The sequence below is a fragment of the Citrobacter sp. CK191 genome, from assembly GCF_030333435.1.
GTDB lineage: Bacteria > Pseudomonadota > Gammaproteobacteria > Enterobacterales > Enterobacteriaceae > Citrobacter_B > Citrobacter_B koseri.
The window spans coordinates 360,552-382,842 of sequence record NZ_JAOWFX010000030.1; the positions used below are offsets into that span (position 1 = coordinate 360,552).

General features: G+C 54.8%; 22 protein-coding genes and 1 other RNA gene. 16 read left to right on the forward strand and 7 right to left on the reverse strand.

Annotated features, from left to right (window positions below; genetic code table 11):
- Positions 1 to 12 precede the first annotated feature (12 nt).
- The 5 genes from OGV82_RS11245 to OGV82_RS11265 all read left to right on the forward strand — a co-directional run bounded on the left by OGV82_RS11245 (position 13) and on the right by OGV82_RS11265 (position 4,384).
- Positions 13 to 885 carry an oxamate carbamoyltransferase subunit AllH family protein gene (locus tag OGV82_RS11245; protein ID WP_047461388.1) on the forward strand — a complete coding sequence of 291 codons (873 nt, stop codon included), beginning with the start codon at positions 13 to 15 and terminating at the stop codon, positions 883 to 885.
- Positions 803 to 1,735, forward strand: coding sequence for an HTH-type transcriptional activator AllS (gene allS, locus OGV82_RS11250; protein WP_047461391.1), 933 nt, complete (start codon positions 803 to 805; stop codon positions 1,733 to 1,735). Before OGV82_RS11245 ends, allS begins: the two co-directional genes overlap by 83 nt.
- A gap of 129 nt (positions 1,736 to 1,864) precedes the next feature.
- The gene (locus OGV82_RS11255; RefSeq protein WP_012135025.1) at positions 1,865 to 2,722 is read left to right on the forward strand and encodes a small-conductance mechanosensitive channel MscS; all 858 of its coding nucleotides are present in this window, start codon (positions 1,865 to 1,867) and stop codon (positions 2,720 to 2,722) included.
- 204 nt (positions 2,723 to 2,926) lie between these two features.
- Positions 2,927 to 3,562, forward strand: coding sequence for an arginine exporter ArgO (gene argO, locus OGV82_RS11260; RefSeq protein ID WP_047461394.1), 636 nt, complete (start codon positions 2,927 to 2,929; stop codon positions 3,560 to 3,562).
- Between the two features lie 93 nt (positions 3,563 to 3,655).
- Entirely contained in the window at positions 3,656 to 4,384 is a 729-nt protein-coding gene (locus OGV82_RS11265; RefSeq protein ID WP_012135022.1) for an oxidative stress defense protein, read from the forward strand.
- 154 nt (positions 4,385 to 4,538) lie between these two features.
- Here OGV82_RS11265 and argP read toward each other — a convergent pair whose 3' ends face one another.
- Positions 4,539 to 5,432, reverse strand: a complete 894-nt coding sequence (gene argP, locus OGV82_RS11270; protein ID WP_012135021.1) for a DNA-binding transcriptional regulator ArgP — start codon at positions 5,430 to 5,432, stop codon at positions 4,539 to 4,541.
- Positions 5,433 to 5,590: 158 nt separating this feature from the next.
- On the opposite strand from argP, the gene rpiA reads away from it, so the two are divergent.
- Positions 5,591 to 6,250, forward strand: a complete 660-nt coding sequence (rpiA, locus tag OGV82_RS11275; protein ID WP_024130929.1) for a ribose-5-phosphate isomerase RpiA — start codon at positions 5,591 to 5,593, stop codon at positions 6,248 to 6,250.
- A 268-nt stretch (positions 6,251 to 6,518) separates the two neighbouring features.
- Positions 6,519 to 7,751 (forward strand): phosphoglycerate dehydrogenase, encoded by a 1,233-nt coding sequence (gene serA, locus OGV82_RS11280; RefSeq protein WP_286462719.1) that lies wholly within the window; start codon positions 6,519 to 6,521, stop codon positions 7,749 to 7,751.
- Positions 7,752 to 7,839: 88 nt separating this feature from the next.
- Here serA and OGV82_RS11285 read toward each other — a convergent pair whose 3' ends face one another.
- From OGV82_RS11285 to zapA, 3 genes are all read right to left on the reverse strand, one after another.
- Positions 7,840 to 8,442, reverse strand: a complete 603-nt coding sequence (locus OGV82_RS11285; RefSeq protein WP_047461402.1) for a 5-formyltetrahydrofolate cyclo-ligase — start codon at positions 8,440 to 8,442, stop codon at positions 7,840 to 7,842.
- Between the two features lie 20 nt (positions 8,443 to 8,462).
- A non-coding RNA gene (ssrS, locus tag OGV82_RS11290) (6S RNA) lies at positions 8,463 to 8,646 on the reverse strand.
- Between the two features lie 41 nt (positions 8,647 to 8,687).
- Complete coding sequence (zapA, locus tag OGV82_RS11295; RefSeq protein WP_006686880.1) at positions 8,688 to 9,017, reverse strand: cell division protein ZapA; 330 nt, start codon at positions 9,015 to 9,017, stop codon at positions 8,688 to 8,690.
- 166 nt (positions 9,018 to 9,183) lie between these two features.
- Here zapA and ygfB point away from each other — a divergent pair, with 166 nt between their 5' ends.
- The 4 genes from ygfB (at position 9,184) to ubiI (ending at position 13,633) form a co-directional block, all read left to right on the forward strand.
- Positions 9,184 to 9,762: a UPF0149 family protein YgfB gene (gene ygfB / locus OGV82_RS11300; RefSeq protein WP_123907426.1), complete on the forward strand. Its 579-nt coding sequence runs from the start codon at positions 9,184 to 9,186 to the stop codon at positions 9,760 to 9,762.
- Positions 9,763 to 9,787: 25 nt separating this feature from the next.
- Complete coding sequence (pepP, locus tag OGV82_RS11305; RefSeq protein ID WP_047461409.1) at positions 9,788 to 11,113, forward strand: Xaa-Pro aminopeptidase; 1,326 nt, start codon at positions 9,788 to 9,790, stop codon at positions 11,111 to 11,113.
- Positions 11,110 to 12,288 carry a 2-octaprenyl-6-methoxyphenyl hydroxylase gene (ubiH, locus tag OGV82_RS11310; RefSeq protein WP_012135014.1) on the forward strand — a complete coding sequence of 393 codons (1,179 nt, stop codon included), beginning with the start codon at positions 11,110 to 11,112 and terminating at the stop codon, positions 12,286 to 12,288. Before pepP ends, ubiH begins: the two co-directional genes overlap by 4 nt.
- A gap of 142 nt (positions 12,289 to 12,430) precedes the next feature.
- Positions 12,431 to 13,633, forward strand: a complete 1,203-nt coding sequence (gene ubiI, locus OGV82_RS11315) for an FAD-dependent 2-octaprenylphenol hydroxylase (RefSeq protein ID WP_047461414.1) — start codon at positions 12,431 to 12,433, stop codon at positions 13,631 to 13,633.
- A 76-nt stretch (positions 13,634 to 13,709) separates the two neighbouring features.
- On the opposite strand, the gene OGV82_RS22965 is transcribed toward ubiI, so the two are convergent.
- Entirely contained in the window at positions 13,710 to 13,793 is an 84-nt protein-coding gene (locus OGV82_RS22965) for a hypothetical protein (RefSeq protein ID WP_425249024.1), read from the reverse strand.
- Between the two features lie 291 nt (positions 13,794 to 14,084).
- Here OGV82_RS22965 and gcvT point away from each other — a divergent pair, with 291 nt between their 5' ends.
- The 3 genes from gcvT to gcvP all read left to right on the forward strand — a co-directional run bounded on the left by gcvT (position 14,085) and on the right by gcvP (position 18,689).
- Positions 14,085 to 15,179, forward strand: a complete 1,095-nt coding sequence (gene gcvT / locus OGV82_RS11320) for a glycine cleavage system aminomethyltransferase GcvT (RefSeq protein ID WP_047461417.1) — start codon at positions 14,085 to 14,087, stop codon at positions 15,177 to 15,179.
- A gap of 25 nt (positions 15,180 to 15,204) precedes the next feature.
- A complete protein-coding gene (gene gcvH, locus OGV82_RS11325; RefSeq protein WP_012135010.1) occupies positions 15,205 to 15,594 on the forward strand; it encodes a glycine cleavage system protein GcvH in 390 nt (129 codons plus the stop codon).
- Positions 15,595 to 15,815: 221 nt separating this feature from the next.
- Entirely contained in the window at positions 15,816 to 18,689 is a 2,874-nt protein-coding gene (gcvP, locus tag OGV82_RS11330; RefSeq protein WP_101744089.1) for an aminomethyl-transferring glycine dehydrogenase, read from the forward strand.
- 105 nt (positions 18,690 to 18,794) lie between these two features.
- Here gcvP and bglA read toward each other — a convergent pair whose 3' ends face one another.
- Both bglA and OGV82_RS11340 read right to left on the reverse strand, forming a co-directional pair.
- The gene (gene bglA / locus OGV82_RS11335; protein WP_286462720.1) at positions 18,795 to 20,228 is read right to left on the reverse strand and encodes a 6-phospho-beta-glucosidase BglA; all 1,434 of its coding nucleotides are present in this window, start codon (positions 20,226 to 20,228) and stop codon (positions 18,795 to 18,797) included.
- Between the two features lie 120 nt (positions 20,229 to 20,348).
- Positions 20,349 to 21,077 (reverse strand): MurR/RpiR family transcriptional regulator, encoded by a 729-nt coding sequence (locus OGV82_RS11340; protein ID WP_049008977.1) that lies wholly within the window; start codon positions 21,075 to 21,077, stop codon positions 20,349 to 20,351.
- 52 nt (positions 21,078 to 21,129) lie between these two features.
- On the opposite strand from OGV82_RS11340, the gene yqfB reads away from it, so the two are divergent.
- The gene (yqfB, locus tag OGV82_RS11345) at positions 21,130 to 21,441 is read left to right on the forward strand and encodes a N(4)-acetylcytidine aminohydrolase (RefSeq protein WP_047461422.1); all 312 of its coding nucleotides are present in this window, start codon (positions 21,130 to 21,132) and stop codon (positions 21,439 to 21,441) included.
- Between the two features lie 161 nt (positions 21,442 to 21,602).
- On the forward strand, positions 21,603 to 22,262 hold the full coding sequence (gene trhA / locus OGV82_RS11350) for a PAQR family membrane homeostasis protein TrhA (protein ID WP_012135004.1): 660 nt from the start codon (positions 21,603 to 21,605) through the stop codon (positions 22,260 to 22,262).
- Positions 22,263 to 22,291: the final 29 nt, after the last annotated feature.

A 22,291-nucleotide genomic window follows, 5' to 3' on the forward strand; every position in this document is an offset into this window, starting at 1 on the left:
TGGAGTGTACCGATGAGCATTATCAATCCCCTGGCCTGTGCCGGACTTTATCGACTTCCCGATGGTGAGTGGTCGTTACACAGCCGCTTCTCGCAGGCGATTAACTTTTGCCATTCCGGTGGCGAGCTGTTGACGCTGTTTCGCTATGGGAAAGGAATGGGGCCGACGGGCGTGTTACTGAGCACCGCGCAGTTTTCCCGCGTGGCCCATGTTGAACGACTCATCAAACAGGGGAACACCCTGTGGGGGCAGGGCATAATGCTTGACCCTCGTCGCATACTTCGTGTGTTGCTGAGTTCTGCTGCTGTCGCTCCTGTCGATCTCTCATTCTGTACGCAACGCAGCGGCTTCTCCGGGGCGTTAAATCAACCGCTGACGGCTATGCCGTATTATCCTGAAATAATTAAGCAGCTTGCATGCTGGCATCATGGCATGATGCCGGACTGGCGCTGGCTTATTGGGTGCGGGCCAGGACTGACGCCCAGCGGCGATGATATGCTGACGGGTATGCTTGCCGTGCTGTATGCCGCCGGGTTTTCTGCACGGCTGAGGCATTTCTTACCTCCGGCGGATCAGCTTGCGCAACTTACAACATCGGTAAGTTGCAGCTATCTGAACAGCGCCAGAATGGGGGAGTTTTCAATACCGGTGCTGAAGGTGATGCGCCGTTTACAGTCAGGGCGCGACCCGCAGCCCGCGATTCAGCGTTTGCTCGCGGTTGGACACACTTCAGGCGCCGATACATTACTGGGGATAGCAATAGCGCAACGGTGGTTACAGATGGTCGACTCAAGGGGAAGGCATGCTCGATCAGGAAACAATACGCACATTTATTCGGGTTGCGGAGACGGAGAGCTTTTCCCGCGCGGCCAGCTCGCTACATAAAACGCCAGCGGCGATCAGCTATCGCATAAAAACGCTGGAGGAGCAGGTGGGAACGCAGCTCTTTTTACGCACGACCCGATCGGTCAGCCTGACCCTTGCCGGGCAGCACCTGCTTGAGCATTGCCGCCAGTGGCTTAACTGGCTGGATGCAATGCCGGACGAGCTTCAGCAGATCAACGCAGGCGTTGAGCGGCAGGTGAATATCGTTATCAATAACCTGCTGTATCAGCCGCAGACCACGGCGGACTTACTGACGTGGTTACATCAACAGTTTCCGTTTACCCGTTTTCAAATTTCCCGTCAGGTCTACATGGGCGTGTGGGATTCGCTTTTGTATGACGACTTCCAGTTAGCGATTGGCGTAACGGGCTCGGAGTCGCTCTCCAATAACATCTCTCTGCTGCCGCTGGGGGATATCAGCTGGCAGTTTGTGGTGGCGCAGAGTCATCCTTTGGCGAGCCATCCTGCGCCGGTATTGTCTGACGATATGCTGCGCCGTTACCCCGCCATTAATATTGAAGATACTTCGCGAACGCTGACGCGCCGTGTTGCCTGGTTGCTGAGCGGACAAAAGGAGATCAAGGTTCCTGATCTCAGCACCAAGCTGGCCTGCCATTTAAGCGGCCTCGGCGTCGGTTTTTTACCGGAGCGATTGTGCCGTCCGTATGTCGAGTCCGGGGCGCTGGTTGCCCGCTCAGTGGTCAATCCACGCCAGCCTTCGCCGCTTTCTATCGCCTGGAAGAATGCGGGCAGCGGAAAAGTGGTGAGTGAAATCGCCGACGTATTTAAGCAGAAGAGTGCATTAGTGAGCGGATTTATCAGAATGGTCGATCGACCTGCGGAGTATTAACGCTGCGCGTTTCCTTGATGGGATCATGTTGAAAAATGGCATATTCGACTGTTTTTGTTTACCTTTAAAAGGTCGTTTTCGTGAGAATGATCTCATTTGCGTTTTTTTGATATGACCAAGGAATATTGAATGGAAGATTTGAATGTTGTCGACAGCATAAATGGTGCGGGCACCTGGCTGGTGCGCAACCAGGAGCTGCTGCTGAGTTATGCGGTTAACATCGTTGCGGCTATCGCTATCATCATCATCGGGATGATCGTGGCGCGTATTGTTTCCAATACCGTTAATCGCCTGATGCTGGCGCGCCATATTGATGCGACCGTGGCTGACTTCCTGTCTGCGCTGGTGCGTTACGGCATTATTGCCTTCACGCTGATTGCCGCGCTGGGGCGCGTTGGCGTACAAACGGCTTCCGTTATCGCTGTGTTGGGTGCCGCCGGTTTAGCGGTCGGTCTGGCCTTACAAGGTTCTTTGTCTAACCTCGCGGCAGGCGTACTGCTGGTGATGTTCCGTCCTTTCCGCGCGGGAGAATATGTCGATCTCGGCGGCGTCGCGGGTACGGTACTGAACGTACAAATTTTTTCGACCACCATGCGTACCGTGGACGGCAAAATTGTGGTGATCCCGAATGGCAAGATTATTGCCGGAAATATCATTAACTTTTCCCGCGAACCGGTGCGTCGTAACGAATTTATCATTGGCGTGGCGTATGACTCTGATATCGACCAGGTGAAAAAAATCCTGACCGATATTATCCAGTCTGACGAGCGTATTCTGAAAGACCGTGAAATGACGGTGCGCCTGAATGAGCTGGGCGCCTCCTCCATTAATTTCGTGGTGCGCGCATGGAGTAAAAGCGGCGATCTGCAAAATGTTTACTGGGATGTGCTGGAACGTATTAAACGTGAGTTCGATGCCGCAGGCATTAGCTTCCCGTATCCGCAGATGGACGTGAATTTCAAACGAGTGAAAGAAAACGCGGAATAAGCCGTTTGCCGTTTCGCCCGGTGGCGCTGTCGCTTACCGGGCCTACAGGTTTGTTTTGTAGGCCGGATAAGGCGTTAGCCGCCATCCGGCATTTCCTTCCCCCTTTATTAATTCCCCTAATCTGCGATTAAAATTATCAATTTCCGCTAATGATTCTCTCGCGCTATAGTCTGCGCTTAAGAGAAACAGTTCGGAATAATTATCGTGATATCTTATTATTTTCAAGGTCTTGCGCTTGGCGCGGCCATGATCCTGCCGCTCGGCCCGCAGAATGCGTTTGTGATGAATCAGGGGATTCGTCGGCAGTATCACATCATGATTGCGCTGCTTTGCGCGATCAGCGATTTAGTGCTTATCTGCGCAGGTATCTTTGGCGGCAGCGCATTGCTCATGCAGTCCCCCTGGCTGATGGCGTTAGTGACCTGGGGCGGTGTGGCGTTTTTATTGTGGTACGGTTTTGGCGCGTTAAAAACGGCAATGAGCAGTAACCTGGAACTGGCCAGCGCAGAGGTGATGAAGCAGGGGCGCTGGAAAATCATCGCCACGATGCTGGCGGTGACGTGGCTGAATCCGCACGTTTATCTGGACACTTTCGTGGTGCTGGGTAGCCTGGGCGGGCAACTGGATATGGAGCCGAGGCGTTGGTTCGCTTTGGGAACCGTCAGCGCCTCTTTCCTGTGGTTCTTCGGTCTGGCGCTGCTGGCCGCCTGGCTGGCGCCGCGACTGCGTACCGCCAAAGCCCAGCGTATCATCAATACTCTGGTAGGGCTGGTGATGTGGTTTATCGCTTTTCAACTGGCAAAAGAAGGGGTTGCACACGTTCACGCATTGTTCAACTAAGCGTTGTCTGATGGACAACGCGCAGATACCCGCTAAGCTTGCCTGCATGCGCCCTGAGTTTCAGGGCGATTAACGTAACATGGAGGAGCGACAGTGAAGTTCAAAGTGATGGCCCTTGCGGCATTAGTCGGATTTAGCGCAATCCCGGTACAGGCAAATGAGTTGCCGAATGGACCGCACATCGTGACTTCCGGGACGGCAAGCGTGGATGCGACGCCTGACATCGCCACCCTGGCGATTGAAGTCAACGTGTCGGCAAAGGATGCCGCTTCCGCCAAGAAACAGGCCGATGAGCGTGTTGCGCAATACCTTTCTTTCCTTGAACAAAATCAGATTGCCAAGAAAGACATCAGCTCTGCAAATCTGCGCACTCAGCCGGACTATGACTACCAGAATGGTAAAAGTGTGCTGAAAGGCTACCGCGCGGTGCGAACCGTTGAAGTTACGCTGCGCCAGCTGGACAAACTCAACTCTCTGCTGGATGGCGCGCTGAAAGCGGGTCTGAATGAGATCCGTTCGGTGTCATTAGGCGTTGCGCAACCGGATGCCTATAAAGATAAAGCGCGTAAAGCGGCGATTGACGACGCGGTTCACCAGGCTGAGCAACTGGCAGCGGGCTTTAACAGCAAGCTGGGGCCGGTTTATAGCGTGCGTTACCACGTTTCTAATTATCAGCCGAGCCCGGTGGTGCGAATGATGAAAGCGGACGCGGCGCCTGCGGTGTCGGCCCAGGAAACCTATGAGCAGCCGACAATTCAGTTTGCTGATCAGGTCGATGTGGTGTTCCAGTTAGAACCAGCAGCAGAGACGAAAGCACAGTAAACGTTGTTGAAACGCCTTATCCGGCCTACGATGGTTTGTAGGCCCGGCAAGCGCAGCGCCTCGGGCAAATTGCCGGATGGCGGCGTAAACGCCTTATCCGGCCTACAAAATAACCTGTAGGCCTGATAAGCGTAGCGCCATCAGGCACGGCGCGTTAATCCTGCCTTAAAACCTTATGCCCATACTCCAGCAGCGCGTCAGTCACGTTGCGCATCATACGGCTTTCCGGCGCAAAACGGTGCCAGTAGAGCATCCGGCGCTGGAACAGGCCGGGCGTTAAATCGATCAGCTCACCGCTCTCCAGCTCTTTCTCGATCTGCAAATGCGGGATCATACAGCAGGTGGTGCCCTGACGCGCGAGCTGTACGAAGGCTTCGGAAGAGTTAACGATATGGCACGGCACGCTGCCCGGCGGTAAATCGAAGTTCTGCTGTAAAAAGGCCTGGTGCATGTCGTCCAGATGGTCAAACGCCACTGCGGGCGCTTTCAGCAGCGCAGAGCGGGTGACGCCGTTGGGGAAATAGCGCTCGGCGAAGGGTTTTGATCCCACGAACAGATAGTCGAGCGCGCCAAGTTTGTCTACCAGGCAGCTTGGCAGCGCCTGGTGCTGAATACTCACCGCGCCAACCACTTCGCCGCGACGCAGACGTTCCTGGGTGCGGGTTTCATCTTCCACCTGCAAATTGAGACGAATAGGCGAGTCGGCCAGAACCGGCGCCAGCGCCGGAAGCAGCCAGGTCGCCAGACTGTCGGCGTTGACCGCCAGTGACAGCAGCAGCGGCGTGGAGCCGGTTTGCTCATCGCCAAGCCACTCATCTTCCAGTAGCTCTACCTGACGCAGCAGCGCCAGCAATTTTTGTCCTTGTTCGGTAGGACGCGGCGGAACGGTACGTACCAGCAGCGGTTGCCCAAACATATTCTCAAGCTGTTTTATGCGTTGTGAGACAGCGGATTGTGTGATGCACAACTTCTGTGCGGCGCGTTCAAATCCCCGTTCACGAATCACCGCATCCAGCGCTTGTAGTGTTCTGTAGTCTGGACGTTTCATTGCTCTGAGGTACTCCTGAAATTTTTCTTATCCCGCACTATGACATAAATTTCACTCAGGTACAGACGAAATCCGCCGCTTGCGAGCGGGGTCGGAGGGATTTTTTCGCACAATGATCTATAATGCGCCTGAATTTTCACACCACAGGCGAAACGATCATGACGCAGGATGAACTGAAAAAAGCAGTAGGATGGGCGGCACTTCAGTATGTACAGCCCGGCACCATTGTGGGCGTAGGTACCGGTTCAACAGCCGCGCACTTTATTGATGCGCTGGGCACAATGAAAGGTCAGATTGAAGGGGCGGTGTCCAGCTCGGATGCATCTACTGAAAAACTCAAGAGCCTCGGCATTACCGTTTTCGATCTGAATGAAGTGGACAGCCTGGGCGTCTATGTTGATGGCGCGGATGAGATCAACGGCCACATGCAGATGATTAAAGGCGGCGGCGCGGCGCTGACGCGTGAGAAAATCATTGCTTCGGTGGCGAAGAAATTCATCTGCATCGCGGATGCCTCCAAAGAGGTCGATATTCTGGGTAAATTCCCGCTGCCGGTGGAAGTGATCCCGATGGCGCGCAGCGCTGTCGCACGCCAGTTAGTGAAGCTGGGCGGTCGTCCTGAGTACCGTCAGGGCGTAGTCACTGATAACGGCAATGTGATCCTCGACGTATACGGCATGGAAATTCTTGATCCGATCGCGATGGAAAACGCGATTAACGCCATTCCGGGCGTCGTGACCGTCGGCCTGTTCGCCAACCGTGGCGCGGATGTGGCGCTGATTGGTACGGCAGACGGCGTAAAAACTATCGTAAAATGATCTGGCGAGGGTGATTCATCCCGCGTTAAAAAAATTTGGCAGGGCAAATTTGGTGACTTGTGTCACGTTTTGGATGTTGCCCTGCCGATCTCTCCAAAGAAAATCTTATCCCCAGCATTTTCCTCTGCCATTTCACGCTGAATGATATTTCTTCAGAGTGGCGACGCAAACGTTCATATTGCCGCAATAGTTTTTTTTGATATGTTGAAAGGCGGATACAAATCCACATACAACACATCAGTTTCGATAAAAAGACAGGGTCGGGGAAATGGCAAAGGTATCACTGGAGAAAGACAAGATTAAATTTCTGCTGGTTGAAGGTGTGCACCAAAAGGCACTCGAAAACCTTCGCGCGGCAGGTTATACCAACATCGAATTTCACAAAGGCGCTCTGGATACTGAGCAGTTGAAAGAGTCCATCCGTGATGCCCATTTCATTGGCCTGCGATCCCGAACCCATCTGACCGAAGATGTGATTGACGCCGCAGAGAAACTGGTGGCGATTGGATGTTTCTGCATCGGCACCAACCAGGTTGATCTGAGCGCAGCGGCAAAACGCGGAATCCCCGTGTTTAACGCGCCGTTCTCCAACACGCGTTCTGTTGCGGAGCTGGTGATTGGCGAGCTGCTGCTACTGCTTCGCGGCGTACCGGAAGCGAACGCGAAAGCGCACCGTGGCGTGTGGAACAAACTGGCGGCCGGTTCGTTTGAAGCGCGCGGCAAAAAGCTGGGGATCATCGGTTACGGCCACATTGGCACGCAGTTGGGCATTCTGGCGGAATCGCTGGGCATGCACGTCTTCTTCTACGATATTGAAAATAAACTGCCGCTGGGCAACGCGACCCAGGTACAGCATCTTTCCGATCTGCTGAACATGAGCGACGTTGTGAGCCTGCATGTGCCGGAAAACGCCTCCACCAAAAACATGATGGGCGCGACGGAAATCGCACTGATGAAACCGGGCGCGCTGCTGATCAACGCGTCTCGCGGTACGGTGGTGGACATCCCGGCGCTGTGCGATGCGCTGGCGAGCAAACACCTGGCGGGCGCAGCTATCGACGTGTTCCCGACGGAACCTGCGACCAACAGCGATCCGTTTACTTCTCCGCTATGTGAATTCGACAATGTGCTTCTGACGCCGCATATCGGCGGCTCTACCCAGGAAGCGCAGGAGAACATCGGCCTTGAAGTGGCGTGCAAACTGACGAAGTATTCTGATAACGGCTCTACGCTATCTGCGGTGAACTTCCCGGAAGTCTCCCTGCCGCTGCACGGCGGCCGTCGTCTGATGCACATCCATGAAAATCGTCCGGGCGTGCTGACCGCGCTTAACCAGATTTTTGCCGAGCAGGGCGTTAACATCGCCGCGCAGTATCTGCAAACGTCTGCCCAGGTCGGTTACGTGGTGATTGATATCGAAGCGGATGAAGATGTGGCGGAGAAAGCCCTGCTGGCGATGAAAGCGCTACCGGGTACGATTCGCGCTCGTCTGCTGTACTAATTTGTATACTGTGCCGGGTGGCGGCTATGCCTCACCCGGCCTGTGAGATCGGTTCGTAGGCCGGGTAAGCGTAGCGCCATCAGGCAATTCACTGCGGCCACTCCCACACTTTTGACGGCGTCACCACCGCAGGCAGCGGGATATCCCACTCTTCGACAGGCAACTTTTCCACTAACTGACAATCGTGCGCATAACCCACCGGTTGGATCTTATGCTGTCGCCAGTTCTGCAACGTTCTGTCGTAGAACCCGCCGCCCATTCCCAGACGCTGGCCGTCTTCGTCGAAAGCGACTAACGGTGTGACCAGCACATCTAACTGAGAGAGCGGCAGCACGTCGCGCACATCCAGCTTCGGTTCCTGAATTTTCAGACGATTCATCACCAGCGAGCTTTGCGGATGATAATGCAGAAACAATAAATTGCCGGGGCTGAACGGATGGAGAACCGGTAAATACACGCGTTTTCCCGCGCGCCAGAGCTGCTCAATCAAGGGTTGCGTGTCCAGCTCGCCATCGAATGAAAGAAACACCGCGACGGTGTGGGCAAGAACCACGGGAGGATAAGCAAGCATTCTGGTGGCGGCCTGTTGACCGAACGCGGTTTGCTGTTGAGACGTCAGCGTACGGCGACGTTGCCGAATCATCTGGCGGATTTCTTGTCGGGATAAAAGAAGTTCAGGAAGTTGCGTCATGGCTGTCGCCAGGTAGAAGGGGAATCTCCGAGATGCCGCCGCAGGCTGTAACCCTTGAACCCTTGGTTCAAGGTGAATGCGTCGTCACGGTTTTAAGGCTTCTCGGACTAGCCGAGCATGCTCACCAACCATGGAGCGCCACATTCTTGTGGTATGAAATATCGGCTCAGGGGACTGGCCCGCTTGCAAACATCTCAGAGAAATTTTGTCTTCACGGTCACTCTACCATAGTAAACCGAAAAGTGTTATTCAAAGTTTTGGCCCGTTTTTTCGGTTATGCGACCCTGATCAAGCAACGCCTGTTCAATGGTCTGCTGAAGCATCCGAATTCGTTGTTCCATGCTCGCCGCGTAGTCGCGGGTCTTCGCTTTTTCCTGAGTTAATTCATAGCTGATGTTCAATGCGGCAATGAAAACCAGCTGCTCAGTATTTGTGACTCTAGTGCGAACTTTTAGATCTTGCAACCGCTGATTCAGATCGTCCGCAGCCTGATTCAACGCATCCCTTTGTTCAGGCGGGCAATTCACGCGGAGTGAACGGCCAAAAATTTGGATATCGACGGGTTGTGCAGACATGCCACCTTCCTGCTGATTGACTGCGCTGCCTTCGCCTCCAGACCCTGGGTCGGCGAAGGGGCGACACTATAGCTACCCCGGTGTGAAGATACAAGCCCTTTTCTGGTTCACCAGGGTCCAAAGTGGTAGCATATCATGAATATCCTCCCTTTGATGACGAATGCTTATGTCTATACAGAACGAAATGCCTGGTTACAACGAAATGAACCAGTTTTTGAACCAACAGGGGACGGGGTTAACCCCGGCCGAAATGCACGGTTTGATCAGTGGGATGATTTGCGGCGGCAACAACGACAGCTCATGGCAGCCGCTGTTGCACGACCTGACGAACGAGGGGCTGGCCTTTGGTCACGAACTGGCGCAGGCGCTGCGTAAAATGCACGCGGCAACCAGCGACGCGCTGGAAGACGACGGCTTCCTTTTTCAGCTTTTTCTGCCTGAAGGCGACGACGTGAGCGTGTTCGATCGCGCTGATGCGCTGGCCGGCTGGGTTAACCACTTTTTACTGGGGCTTGGCGTCACGCAGCCTAAGCTGGATAAAGTGACCGGCGAAACCGGTGAAGCCATTGACGATCTGCGCAACATCGCCCAGCTCGGTTATGACGAAGACGAAGATCAGGAAGAGCTGGAGATGTCGCTCGAAGAGATCATCGAATATGTGCGGGTTGCGGCGCTGCTGTGCCACGACACCTTTACGCGTCAGCAGCCGACGGCGCCGGAAGTCCAGAAACCGACTCTGCACTAAGAACGTAAACGCAATGGAGAGTGTTATGAGCGATATATCTCAGCAGGAGTATCAGCGTCGCCGCCAGGCATTACTGGCGCAAATGCAGCCGGGCAGCGCCGCGTTGATTTTTGCAGCTCAGGAAGCCACGCGCAGCGCGGACAGTGAATATCCGTATCGCCAGAGCAGTGATTTCTGGTATTTCACCGGTTTTAACGAACCGGAAGCGGTGCTGGTGCTGATTAAAAGCGATGACACTCATAACCACAGCGTTTTGTTTAACCGCGTTCGCGATCTGACGGCGGAGATCTGGTTTGGCCGCCGCCTGGGGCAGGACGCCGCGCCGGAAAAACTGGGCGTGGATCGCGCGCTGGCGTTCAGCGAAATCAACCAGCAGCTTTATCAGTTACTCAATGGCCTTGACGTGGTTTACCACGCGCAGGGCGAATATGCGTATGCCGACGAGATTGTTTTCGCCGCGCTGGATAAACTGCGTAGAGGTTCCCGACAGAACCTGACTGCACCGGCGACGATGACCGACTGGCGGCCAATGGTGCACGAGATGCGCCTGTTTAAATCGCCGGAAGAGATTGCCGTCATGCGTCGCGCGGGCGAGATCAGCGCGCTGGCGCATACCCGCGCAATGAAAAAATGCCGTCCGGGGATGTTCGAATATCAACTGGAAGGTGAAATTCACCACGAGTTTAACCGTCACGGCGCGCGCTATCCGTCTTATAACACCATTGTTGGCAGCGGTGAGAACGGCTGCATCCTCCACTACACCGAAAATGAAAGCGAAATGCGCGACGGCGATCTGGTGTTGATCGACGCCGGATGCGAATACAAAGGTTATGCTGGCGACATTACGCGTACTTTCCCGGTGAACGGCAAATTTACGCCCGCCCAGCGCGAAATCTACGATATCGTGCTGGCGTCGCTGGAAACCAGCTTACGCCTGTTTCGTCCGGGAACGTCTATCCAGGAGGTCACGGGAGAAGTGGTGCGCATCATGATCGCGGGGCTGGTGAATCTGGGCATTTTGCAGGGCGACGTGGAGCAGTTGATCGCGGAAAACGCCCATCGTCCATTCTTTATGCATGGTCTTAGCCACTGGCTGGGGCTGGACGTACACGATGTCGGCGTTTACGGGCAGGATCGCTCCCGTGTGCTGGAGCCGGGCATGGTGCTCACCGTTGAGCCGGGTCTGTACATTGCGCCGGACGCCGACGTGCCGGAAGCGTATCGCGGCATCGGCATCCGTATTGAAGATGACATTGTCATTACGGAAACGGGCAACGAAAACCTGACCGCCAGCGTAGTGAAAAAAGCGGACGATATTGAAGCCTTAATGGCGGCGGCGCGTCAGCTATGAGCGTGATTATTGTTGGCGGCGGTATGGTGGGCGCGACGCTGGCGCTGGCCCTTTCTCAGCTTAGCCACGGCAAACTGGCCGTGCACCTGATTGAAGCGAGCGCGCCTGAAGCCGCCGCGCATCCCGGGTTCGACGCCCGGGCGATCGCGCTGGCGGCAGGCACCTGTCAGCAACTGGCGCGGATTGGCGTCTGGCAGGCGATTGCTGATTGCGCAACGGCGATCAACACGGTACATGTCAGCGATCGCGGCCATGCCGGTTTTGTCACTCTGGACGCGCAGGATTACAGCATCGCTGCGTTGGGGCAGGTTGTGGAGCTGCATGATGTCGGTCAGCGACTGTTTGCGCTGTTGCGCAAAGCGCCGGGCGTGACGCTGCATTGCCCGGATCGCGTTGCCAGCGTGGCGCGAACGCAAGAAAAGGTGAATGTCACTCTGGAAAACGGTGACGTGATTTCTGGTCATGTCGTGGTGGCGGCCGACGGTACGCACTCCGCTCTGGCGACCGCCTGCGGCGTGGACTGGCAGCAGCAGCCTTATGAACAACTGGCGGTGATCGCCAACGTTGCGACCGCTACCCTGCATGACGGACGTGCGTTTGAACGCTTTACCCAACACGGCCCGCTGGCGATGTTGCCGATGTCTGAAGGTCGCTGTTCGCTGGTGTGGTGCCATCCGCTTGAACAGCGCGATGAGATCATGCGCTGGTCGGATGAACGCTTTTGCCATGAGCTACAGTCGGCGTTTGGCTGGCGGCTGGGACGAATCACCCATGCGGGTAAGCGCAGCGCTTATCCGTTAGCGCTCACCACGGCGGCCAAAGCGATAACCCATCGCACCGTGCTGGTCGGCAATGCGGCGCAGACGCTGCATCCTATCGCCGGGCAAGGGTTTAACCTGGGGCTGCGCGATGTGATGAGCCTTGCCGAAACGCTGGTGCAGGCGCATGAGTCTGGGGCGGACGTCGGCGAGTACGGCGTGCTTTCTGAGTACCAGTCGCGCCGTCAGGCTGACAGAGAGGCGACGGTTGGCATAACGGATAGCCTGGTGCATCTGTTTGCTAACCGCTGGGCGCCGCTGGTTGCCGGGCGCAACGTCGGCTTAATGGCGATGGAGTTATTGCCTCCCCTTCGCGACACGTTGGCAAAACGGACGTTGGGCTGGGTCGCACGATAATTCACCGGTAGGTCGGAATAAAGAAGTAGGCCTGATTAGCGCAGCGCCATCAGGCAATGCCGCGGAAGTAATGTAATGCCGGATGGTGGCTTTGCCTTATCCGGCCTACGGTTTTTGATTGTCCTATTTTCAGGAGTACACAGTGCAAAGTGTTGATGTAGCCATTGTTGGCGGAGGCATGGTAGGCCTGGCTGTCGCCTGCGGTTTGCAGGGCAGCGGTTTACGCGTTGCCGTTCTGGAACAGCGCGTTCCACAGCCGCTGGCGAGCGACGCTCCCCCGGCATTACGCGTGTCGGCTATCAATGCCGCCAGTGAAAAACTGCTTACGCGTCTTGGGGTCTGGTCAGACATTCTTGCTCGCCGCGCAAGCTGCTACCACGGTATGGAAGTCTGGGATAAAGACAGCTTTGGCCGCATCGAGTTTGATGACAAAAGCATGGGATACAGCCACCTGGGGCACATCATTGAAAATTCGGTGATCCACTACGCGCTATGGCAAAAGGCGCAGCAGTCAGCAGATATTACCCTGATGGCGCCGGCTGAATTGCAGCAGGTCGCCTGGGGAGAAAATGAAACCTTCCTGACCCTGAAAGATGGCGCGATGCTGACGGCAAGGCTGGTGATTGGCGCAGACGGCGCGAACTCCTGGCTGCGCAACAAAGCGGATATTCCGCTGACCTTCTGGGATTACCGTCATCATGCGCTGGTGGCGACCATCCGCACCGAAGAGGCGCACGGCGCCGTTGCGCGTCAGGCGTTTCATGGCGAAGGCATCCTGGCGTTCCTGCCATTAAGCGATCCGCATCTGTGTTCCATTGTCTGGTCGCTGTCTCCGCAGGACGCTGAGCATATGCAGCAGGCGAGTGAGGATGCGTTCAACCGGGCGCTGAACGTCGCGTTTGATAACCGCCTCGGCTTATGCCGCGTTGAGAGCGAACGCCAGGTGTTCCCGCTGACGGGACGCTATGCGCGTCAGTTTGCCGCACACCGGCTGGCGCTGGTGGGCGACGCCGCACATACCATCCATCCGCTGGCGGGGCAGGGGGTGAACCTCGGCTTTATGGACGCCGCAGAGTTGATCGATGAACTCAAACGTCTGCAACGCCAGGGCAAAGACATTGGTCAATACCTCTATTTGCGTCGCTACGAGCGCAGCCGTAAGCACAGCGCCGCGATGATGCTGGCAGGTATGCAAGGTTTTCGCGAACTGTTTGCCGGAGAGAACCCGGCGAAGAAATTGCTGCGCGATATTGGTCTGAAACTGGCCGATACTCTCCCGGGCGTAAAACCGCAACTGATTCGTCAGGCGATGGGATTGAACGATCTGCCTGAGTGGCTCCGCTAAGCATTTCCCTCCTGCTTCTGAGAGTTTGAAACCCGTCACATTTTCCTCTCCCGGCCTTCGCGCCGGGACGCTTTCCTCATTTGAAATAATCTAATTTCACCTCTCTTTTCGCATTAGTTTTTTTAATATCACTGTTTTCAACTATCGTCATTTTTGACATTTTTTCCACATTTAATATGGATATGTGCGGGGTGGCCGCGTATTTGATTATCGTTTATGGAGGTTTTTTGTTTATTTCATGGTTTTTTATGCTGATGCGGGTTTGGCGTTTTTTGGTCATAAGCTAATGTGATGGTTAATTTTGCCTTATGGTTTAGCGTCTGCTTCGGTGGTAAGTTCAGGTAAAAGAGAACGTTTGCGTCGAAGCCCTGGAGTGGCTGCGACGCCGGGTTTCGTGGCGAAGATTTCACCATGAAATGGTTGTAAGCCCCGCTTATTCAATGAGGACAAGATGGCTCAACAGACTCCTTTATACGAACAACACACGCTTTGTGGCGCGCGCATGGTGGATTTCCATGGCTGGATGATGCCGCTGCACTATGGTTCTCAACTTGATGAGCACCATGCAGTTCGCACTGATGCCGGTATGTTTGATGTGTCGCATATGACCATCGTCGATCTACGCGGTAGCCGCACCCGGGAGTTTTTGCGTTATCTGCTGGCGAATGACGTGGCGAAACTCACAAAGACCGGTAAAGCCCTCTACTCTGGCATGCTCAATGCCTCGGGCGGCGTGATAGATGACCTGATTGTCTATTACTTCACTGAAGATTTCTTCCGCCTCGTTGTAAACTCCGCCACCCGCGAAAAAGACCTCTCCTGGATTACTCAACACGCCGAACCTTACGCCATCGACATCACCGTTCGTGACGACCTGTCGCTGATTGCGGTACAGGGGCCGAATGCGCAGGCGAAAGCGGCCACGCTGTTTACTGAAGAACAGCGCAAGGCGGTGGCAGGCATGAAACCGTTCTTTGGCGTGCAGGCAGGCGATCTGTTTATTGCAACAACCGGTTATACCGGCGAAGCAGGCTATGAAATTGCGATGCCAAACGAAAAGGCGGCGGATTTCTGGCGTGCGCTGGTGGAATCCGGCGTGAAGCCGTGTGGCCTGGGCGCGCGCGATACGCTGCGTCTGGAAGCGGGTATGAACCTGTATGGTCAGGAGATGGATGAAGGCGTCTCTCCGCTGGCGGCGAACATGGGCTGGACCATCGCCTGGGAACCGGCCGATCGCGATTTTATTGGTCGCGAGGCGCTGGAAGTCCAGCGTGAAAAAGGCACCGAACAACTGGTGGGTCTGGTTATGACCGAGAAAGGCGTACTGCGTAATGAACTGCCGGTACGCTTTACCGATGCCCAGGGGAATCAGCTGGAAGGCATTATTACCAGCGGCACTTTCTCTCCGACGCTGGGCTACAGCATTGCGCTGGCGCGCGTTCCGGCGGGTATTGGCGAGACGGCGATCGTGCAGATCCGCAACCGCGAAATGCCAGTAAAAGTCACTAAACCTGTTTTTGTGCGTAACGGTAAAGCCGTCGCGTGATTCATCCTTTTTTGGAGATTTATTGATGAGCAACGTACCTGTAGAACTGAAATACAGCAAAGAACACGAATGGCTGCGCAAAGAAGCAGACGGTACTTACACGGTTGGCATCACGGAACACGCTCAGGAATTGCTGGGCGATATGGTTTTTGTCGATCTGCCAGACGTCGGCGCCACCGTTGCGGCGGGCGATGACTGCGCGGTAGCAGAATCGGTAAAAGCCGCTTCTGACATTTATGCGCCGGTGAGCGGTGAGATTGTGGCGGTAAACGACGCGCTCAGCGACTCCCCTGAACTGGTCAACAGCGAGCCGTATGCGGGTGGCTGGATCTTCAAAATCAAAGCCAGCGACGAAAGCGAAATCGACTCGCTGCTGGATGCAACCGCATACGAAGCATTGTTAGAAGACGAATAAATACGCTTCATCCTTCACGCAGCAGGTGTGTTGGCTTCCTCGCTCACCTCAGTCACTTACTTATGTAAGCTCCTGGGGGTTCTCTGCGTCGCCGCCGTCCTGCAACGTGAATGATTTTGCGTATTCGTTTTCGCACGCGTAGGCCCGGTAAGCGTTAGCGCCACCGGGCAATTGAGCCAGAGACAATCACGATTCACTGCACGTTTCAGGAACCATCGCCCATGACACAGACGCTAAGCCAGCTTGAAAACAGCGGCGCTTTCATTGAACGCCACATTGGACCGGACGCCGCACAGCAGCAAGAGATGCTGAATACCGTTGGCGCCGAGTCGTTAAACGCGCTGATCGGCCAGATTGTGCCGAAAGACATTCAGCTTGCCACACCGCCGCAGGTAGGTGAAGCGGCGACGGAATACGCCGCGCTGGCAGAATTAAAAGCGATTGCCGGTCGCAACAAGCGCTTCACGTCTTACATTGGCATGGGTTATACCGCTGTGCAGTTGCCGCCGGTTATCCTGCGCAATATGCTGGAAAATCCGGGCTGGTACACCGCGTATACGCCTTATCAGCCGGAAGTTTCGCAGGGGCGTCTGGAAGCGCTACTGAATTTCCAGCAGGTGACGCTGGATCTGACCGGGCTGGATATGGCCTCCGCTTCGTTGCTGGATGAAGCAACCGCTGCCGCAGAAGCGATGGCGATGGCAAAACGCATCAGCAAACTGAAAAACGCCAACCGTTTCTTTGTCGCCTCTGACGTTCACCCGCAAACGCTGGACGTCGTGCGCACCCGTGCGGAGACCTTCGGTTTTGATGTGATCGTCGATGACGCGGAAAAAGTGCTGGATCACCAGGATGTGTTCGGCGTGCTGTTGCAGCAGGTTGGCACCACCGGTGAAGTCCACGACTACAGCGCGCTGATTAGCGAACTGAAGTCACGTAAAGTTATCGTCAGCGTGGCCGCCGATTTTATGGCGCTGGTGTTGCTGACGGCGCCGGGTAAACAGGGCGCGGACATTGTGTTCGGCTCTGCGCAACGCTTCGGCGTACCGATGGGCTACGGCGGCCCACACGCGGCGTTCTTTGCCGCCAAAGATGAATTCAAACGTTCCATGCCGGGCCGTATTATCGGCGTATCGAAAGATGCGGCGGGCAATACCGCACTGCGCATGGCGATGCAGACTCGCGAGCAGCATATCCGTCGCGAGAAAGCGAACTCCAATATTTGTACTTCGCAGGTGCTGCTGGCCAACATTGCCAGCCTGTATGCTGTTTATCACGGTCCGGTTGGGCTGAAGCGCATTGCTAATCGCATTCATCGCCTGACCGACATTCTGGCGGCGGGTCTGCAACAAAAAGGGCTGAAACTGCGCCATGCGCATTACTTCGACACCCTGTGCGTAGAGGTGGCCGATAAAGCCGCCGTCCTGGCGCGCGCGGAAGCCGCAGAGATCAACCTGCGCAGCGACATCCACAACGCTGTCGGCATCACGCTGGATGAAACGACAACCCGCGAAAACGTGCTGCAACTGTTCTCTGTGCTGCTGGGCGACGACCACGGTCTGAACATTGATACGCTGGATAAAGACGTGGCGCACGATAGCCGCTCTATCCAGGAGAGTATGCTGCGTGATGACGCGATCCTGACGCACCCGGTGTTCAACCGTTACCACAGCGAAACGGAGATGATGCGCTACATGCGCTCGCTGGAGCGTAAAGATCTGGCGCTGAACCAGGCAATGATCCCGCTGGGTTCCTGTACCATGAAGCTGAACGCGGCGGCGGAGATGATCCCCATCACCTGGCCGGAATTTGCGGAACTGCATCCGTTCTGCCCGGCAGATCAGGCGGAAGGGTATCATCAGATGATCAACCAGCTTTCTGACTGGCTGGTGAAACTGACGGGCTATGATGCCGTGTGCATGCAGCCGAACTCCGGCGCGCAGGGGGAATACGCGGGCCTGCTGGCGATTCGTCATTATCATGAAAGCCGCAACGACGGGCATCGCGATATCTGTTTGATCCCGGCCTCTGCTCACGGCACCAACCCGGCTTCCGCACAGATGGCGGGTATGCAGGTGGTGGTGGTCGCATGCGATAAGAACGGCAACATCGATCTGGCGGATCTGCGCGCTAAAGCCGAGCAGGCGGGTGACAATCTCTCCTGCATCATGGTGACTTACCCATCCACCCACGGCGTGTACGAAGAAACCATTCGTGAAGTGTGTGAGATCGTGCATCAGTTCGGCGGCCAGGTATACCTCGATGGCGCAAACATGAACGCGCAGGTTGGCATTACCTCTCCGGGCTTCATCGGCGCGGATGTTTCACACCTCAACCTGCATAAAACCTTCTGCATTCCGCACGGCGGCGGCGGCCCGGGTATGGGGCCAATCGGCGTGAAATCACATCTGGCACCGTTTGTTCCGGGTCACAGCGTGGTGCAGATCGAAGGGATGCTGACCCGTCAGGGCGCGGTGTCCGCCGCACCGTTCGGCAGCGCATCCATTCTGCCGATCAGCTGGATGTACATCCGCATGATGGGCGCGGAAGGGCTGAAGCAGGCGAGCCAGGTGGCGATTCTGAACGCCAACTATATCGCCAGCCGCCTGAAAGACGCGTATCCGGTGCTGTATACCGGTCGCGATGGCCGCGTGGCGCACGAGTGTATTCTCGACATCCGCCCGCTGAAAGAAGAGACCGGCATCAGCGAACTGGATATTGCCAAGCGTTTGATCGACTACGGCTTCCACGCGCCGACCATGTCGTTCCCGGTGGCGGGAACGTTGATGGTTGAACCGACGGAATCTGAAAGCAAGATGGAGCTGGATCGCTTTATCAATGCGATGCTGGCTATTCGCGCGGAAATCGATCGCGTGAAAGCCGGTGAGTGGCCGCTGGAGGATAACCCGCTGGTTAACGCGCCGCACACGCAGAATGAGCTGGTCGCGGAGTGGAACCACGGATACAGCCGTGAAGTCGCGGTGTTCCCGGCGGGGGTAGCGAACAAGTACTGGCCGACCGTGAAACGTCTTGATGACGTTTACGGCGACCGTAACCTGTTCTGCTCCTGCGTACCGATGAGCGAATATCAGTAATCTCTCTGCCATGCTGTAGGCCGGGTAAGCGCAAGCGCTGCCCGGCTTTTTTATTCGGAGACAGAACTTGTCGGCCGGATAAGCACAGCGCCACCCGGCAAAAAATTACAGCTTCTCGCCGTTGCTGGCGATAACCTCTTTATACCAGGTAAAACTTTTCTTCCGCGAGCGTGACATATCGCCGCTACCGTCGTCATGCTTGTTCACGTAAATAAAACCGTAACGCTTGCTGTATTGTCCGGTCGTGAATGACACGCAGTCGATGCAGCCCCACGGCGTATAGCCCATCAGATCCACACCATCATACGTCACCGCTTTCATCATCTCTTCTACGTGAGCACGCAGATAGTCGATGCGGTAATCGTCGTTGATGCTGCCGTCTTCTTCCACTTTGTCGTAGGCGCCAAACCCATTTTCCACAATAAACAGCGGCTTCTGATAGCGTTCATACAGCTCGCACAGGGAATAACGCAGGCCGACCGGGTCAATCTGCCAGCCCCAGTCGGAAGCTTTGACGTGCGGATTCGGCACGCTGCCCTCGAAGCCGGAAATGGCATCGCCGCTACCGCCTTCCGCTTTTACTGCGTTAGTCATGTAATAGCTGAAGCCAAGGTAATCGCAGGTGCCTTCGCGCAGAATCTCCGCGTCGCCAGCGTCCATGTTGATGTTAAAGCCGCGACGTTCCCATTCGTTCAGTACATAAGACGGGTAGTAGCCGCGTAGCTGAACGTCGGTAAACACATAGCGTTCGCGCATGGATTCCTGCGCGAACATGACATCTTCTGGCTTACAGGAAAACGGATAGAGCGCGACCATCGCCAGCATACAGCCGACCTTCATCTCCGGGTTGATGCGGCGTGCCGCCTTCACCGCCAGCGCGCTGGCGGTGAACTGGTGATGCAGCACCTGATACATGGTTTCTTCCGGGTTTTCATGCTCGGTATACACCACGCCGGAACAGCAGTAGCCAAACAGCGGCGCGCGCCAGTTGCGCTGGTTGTTGATCTCGTTGAAGGTCATCCAGTATTTGACTTTGTGCTTGTAGCGCTCAAATACCACCTCCGCGAAGCGGACGAAGAAATCCACCACTTTACGGTTGGTCCAGCCGCCGTATTGCTGTACCAGATGCAGCGGCATTTCAAAGTGGGAGAGGGTGATGACCGGTTCGATGTTGTATCTGAGCAACTCATCGAACATATCATCGTAGAATTTCAGCCCTTCTTCGTTCGGTTGCGTCTCGTCACCCTGCGGGAAAATGCGGGTCCAGGCGATAGAGGTGCGAAAGCATTTAAACCCCATCTCGGCGAACAGCTTAATGTCTTCTTTATAGTGACCATAAAAATCGACCGCTTCATGGTTCGGATAATATTTACCCGCTACGACTTGTCGGGTGATTTCACGCGGTACGCCATGCGCTCCGCCGGTCAGCACATCACAGATGCTCGGCCCTTTGCCGCCTTTGTTCCAGCCGCCTTCAACCTGATGAGCGGCAACTGCGCCGCCCCATAAGAAATCTTTTGGTAAGGTGAGTTTTTTCATTGTTGCTCAATCTCAAATTAATACAATCTGGTTTTGAGTCTAACAAAGGAAGGCAAAAAGTCACGATATAACAAAATAGCGCCGGTGTAATTTGTTACGCCCAAAAAACAATTTGTTTTTTTACGCTAATTTTTTCGCCAGCTTACGGCCTAATGATTCAAGAATATAGATAACGGGGATCTGCGTTGTAATATCATAAACGCCAGCAATACGGGTTTGTGGTACATGCCAGGAGAGATTAAAATCGGCCAGCTTTGCCAGAGCCGAATGTTCATGGCTGGTAATCGACAGCACTTTGCAGTTGTGCAGGCTGAACTGGCTGGCAAAACGCAGGATCTCCGCAGTCTCTCCCGATACTGAAAGCACAATCGCCAGCGCGTTTTTTGCCATATCGTTGGTGACCGGAAAATAAGGATCGTCAATATGATTACTGAATTTCCCGACGTTAGAGAAAAAACGTGCGCCATATTTTGCCAGCGCGCCGGAAGTTCCTGCGCCGACAAATATAATACGTTCGGAAGATAAAATGATATCGACAGCCTGATTGAGTAATTTATCAAATTCATCGTTATTGACGCTTTTAAAGAAACTGATAATTTCGCTGGCGCCAAAATTAGCCTGTTGCGGCTCATCCTGCTCTAAATATAATTTAAAGCGCACGCGGAATTCAGAGTAGCCGTCACAGTGAAGTTTGCGACAAAAGCGCAGCACGGTGGTGGTGGAAACGCCCACGGCATCAGCCAGTTCGCGAATGGTCATGTACATGACTTTGTCACGGTTTTTGATGACATAGTTGTAGACCAGCATCTCAAGATTGTTGAGACTGGCGATGGCAGCGTGGGAGAACATACTCACAATGGCAAAACTCACTCATCAGACTTCATCTACAGGGAATAATAACATGCAGCCAAATGACATCACTTTTTTTCAGCGTTTCCAGGATGACATTCTGGCCGGACGCAAAACTATCACCATTCGTGACGAGTCCGAATCACACTTCAAAGCCGGGGATATTCTACGGGTTGGACGCTTCGAAGATGAGGGTTACTTCTGCACAATTGAGGTTGTTGGCACCTCAACCGTCACGCTGGACACGCTAACGGAAAAACATGCCCGGCAGGAAAACATGACGCTTGAAGAGCTTAAACATGTGATTGCCGGGATTTACCCGGATCAGACGCAATTTTATGTGATTGATTTTAAATGCCTTTGATTTTAATGAACAACTGTTAGTTGAAAAATAAGTTTCAACATCATGATTTACAAAGATTAATCTTAAGTTGATATTTATTTTAGCTAACAGGTGTTCACTGGAACCATTCTCAGTTACGCTAGGAACGCTATCACGATTGTGAACGTTCTTTGGAGTAAGCTATGGTGCAGAAACCATTAATCGCACAGGGATATTCGCTGGCAGAGGAAATTGCCAATAGCATCAGCCACGGTATTGGGTTGGTGTTTGGTATTGTCGGTCTGGTGCTGTTACTGGTTCAGGCGGTAGACGCGAATGCCAGTGCAACGGCCATTACCAGCTACAGCCTGTACGGCGGCAGCATGATCCTGCTGTTTCTTGCTTCAACCCTCTACCACGCGATTCCGCATCAGCGGGCGAAGATCTGGCTGAAAAAATTCGACCACTGCGCTATCTATCTGCTGATTGCCGGAACCTATACGCCGTTTTTGCTGGTGGGGCTGGATTCGCCGCTGGCGCGTGGGCTGATGATTGTCATCTGGAGCCTGGCGCTGCTCGGTATTTTATTCAAGCTGACTATTGCCCACCGGTTTAAGGTTCTCTCGCTGGTAACGTATTTAACGATGGGGTGGCTGTCGCTGATTGTGGTTTATCAACTGGCGATCAAACTGGCGGCGGGAGGCGTGACGCTGCTGGCGGTCGGCGGCGTGGTCTATTCGCTAGGCGTGATTTTCTACGTCTGCAAACGCATTCCCTATAACCATGCAATCTGGCACGGGTTCGTGCTGGGCGGCAGCGTGTGCCACTTTCTGGCGATCTATCTGTATGTAGGGCAGGTCTGACACACTGTTGCCGGATGGCGGCTACGCCT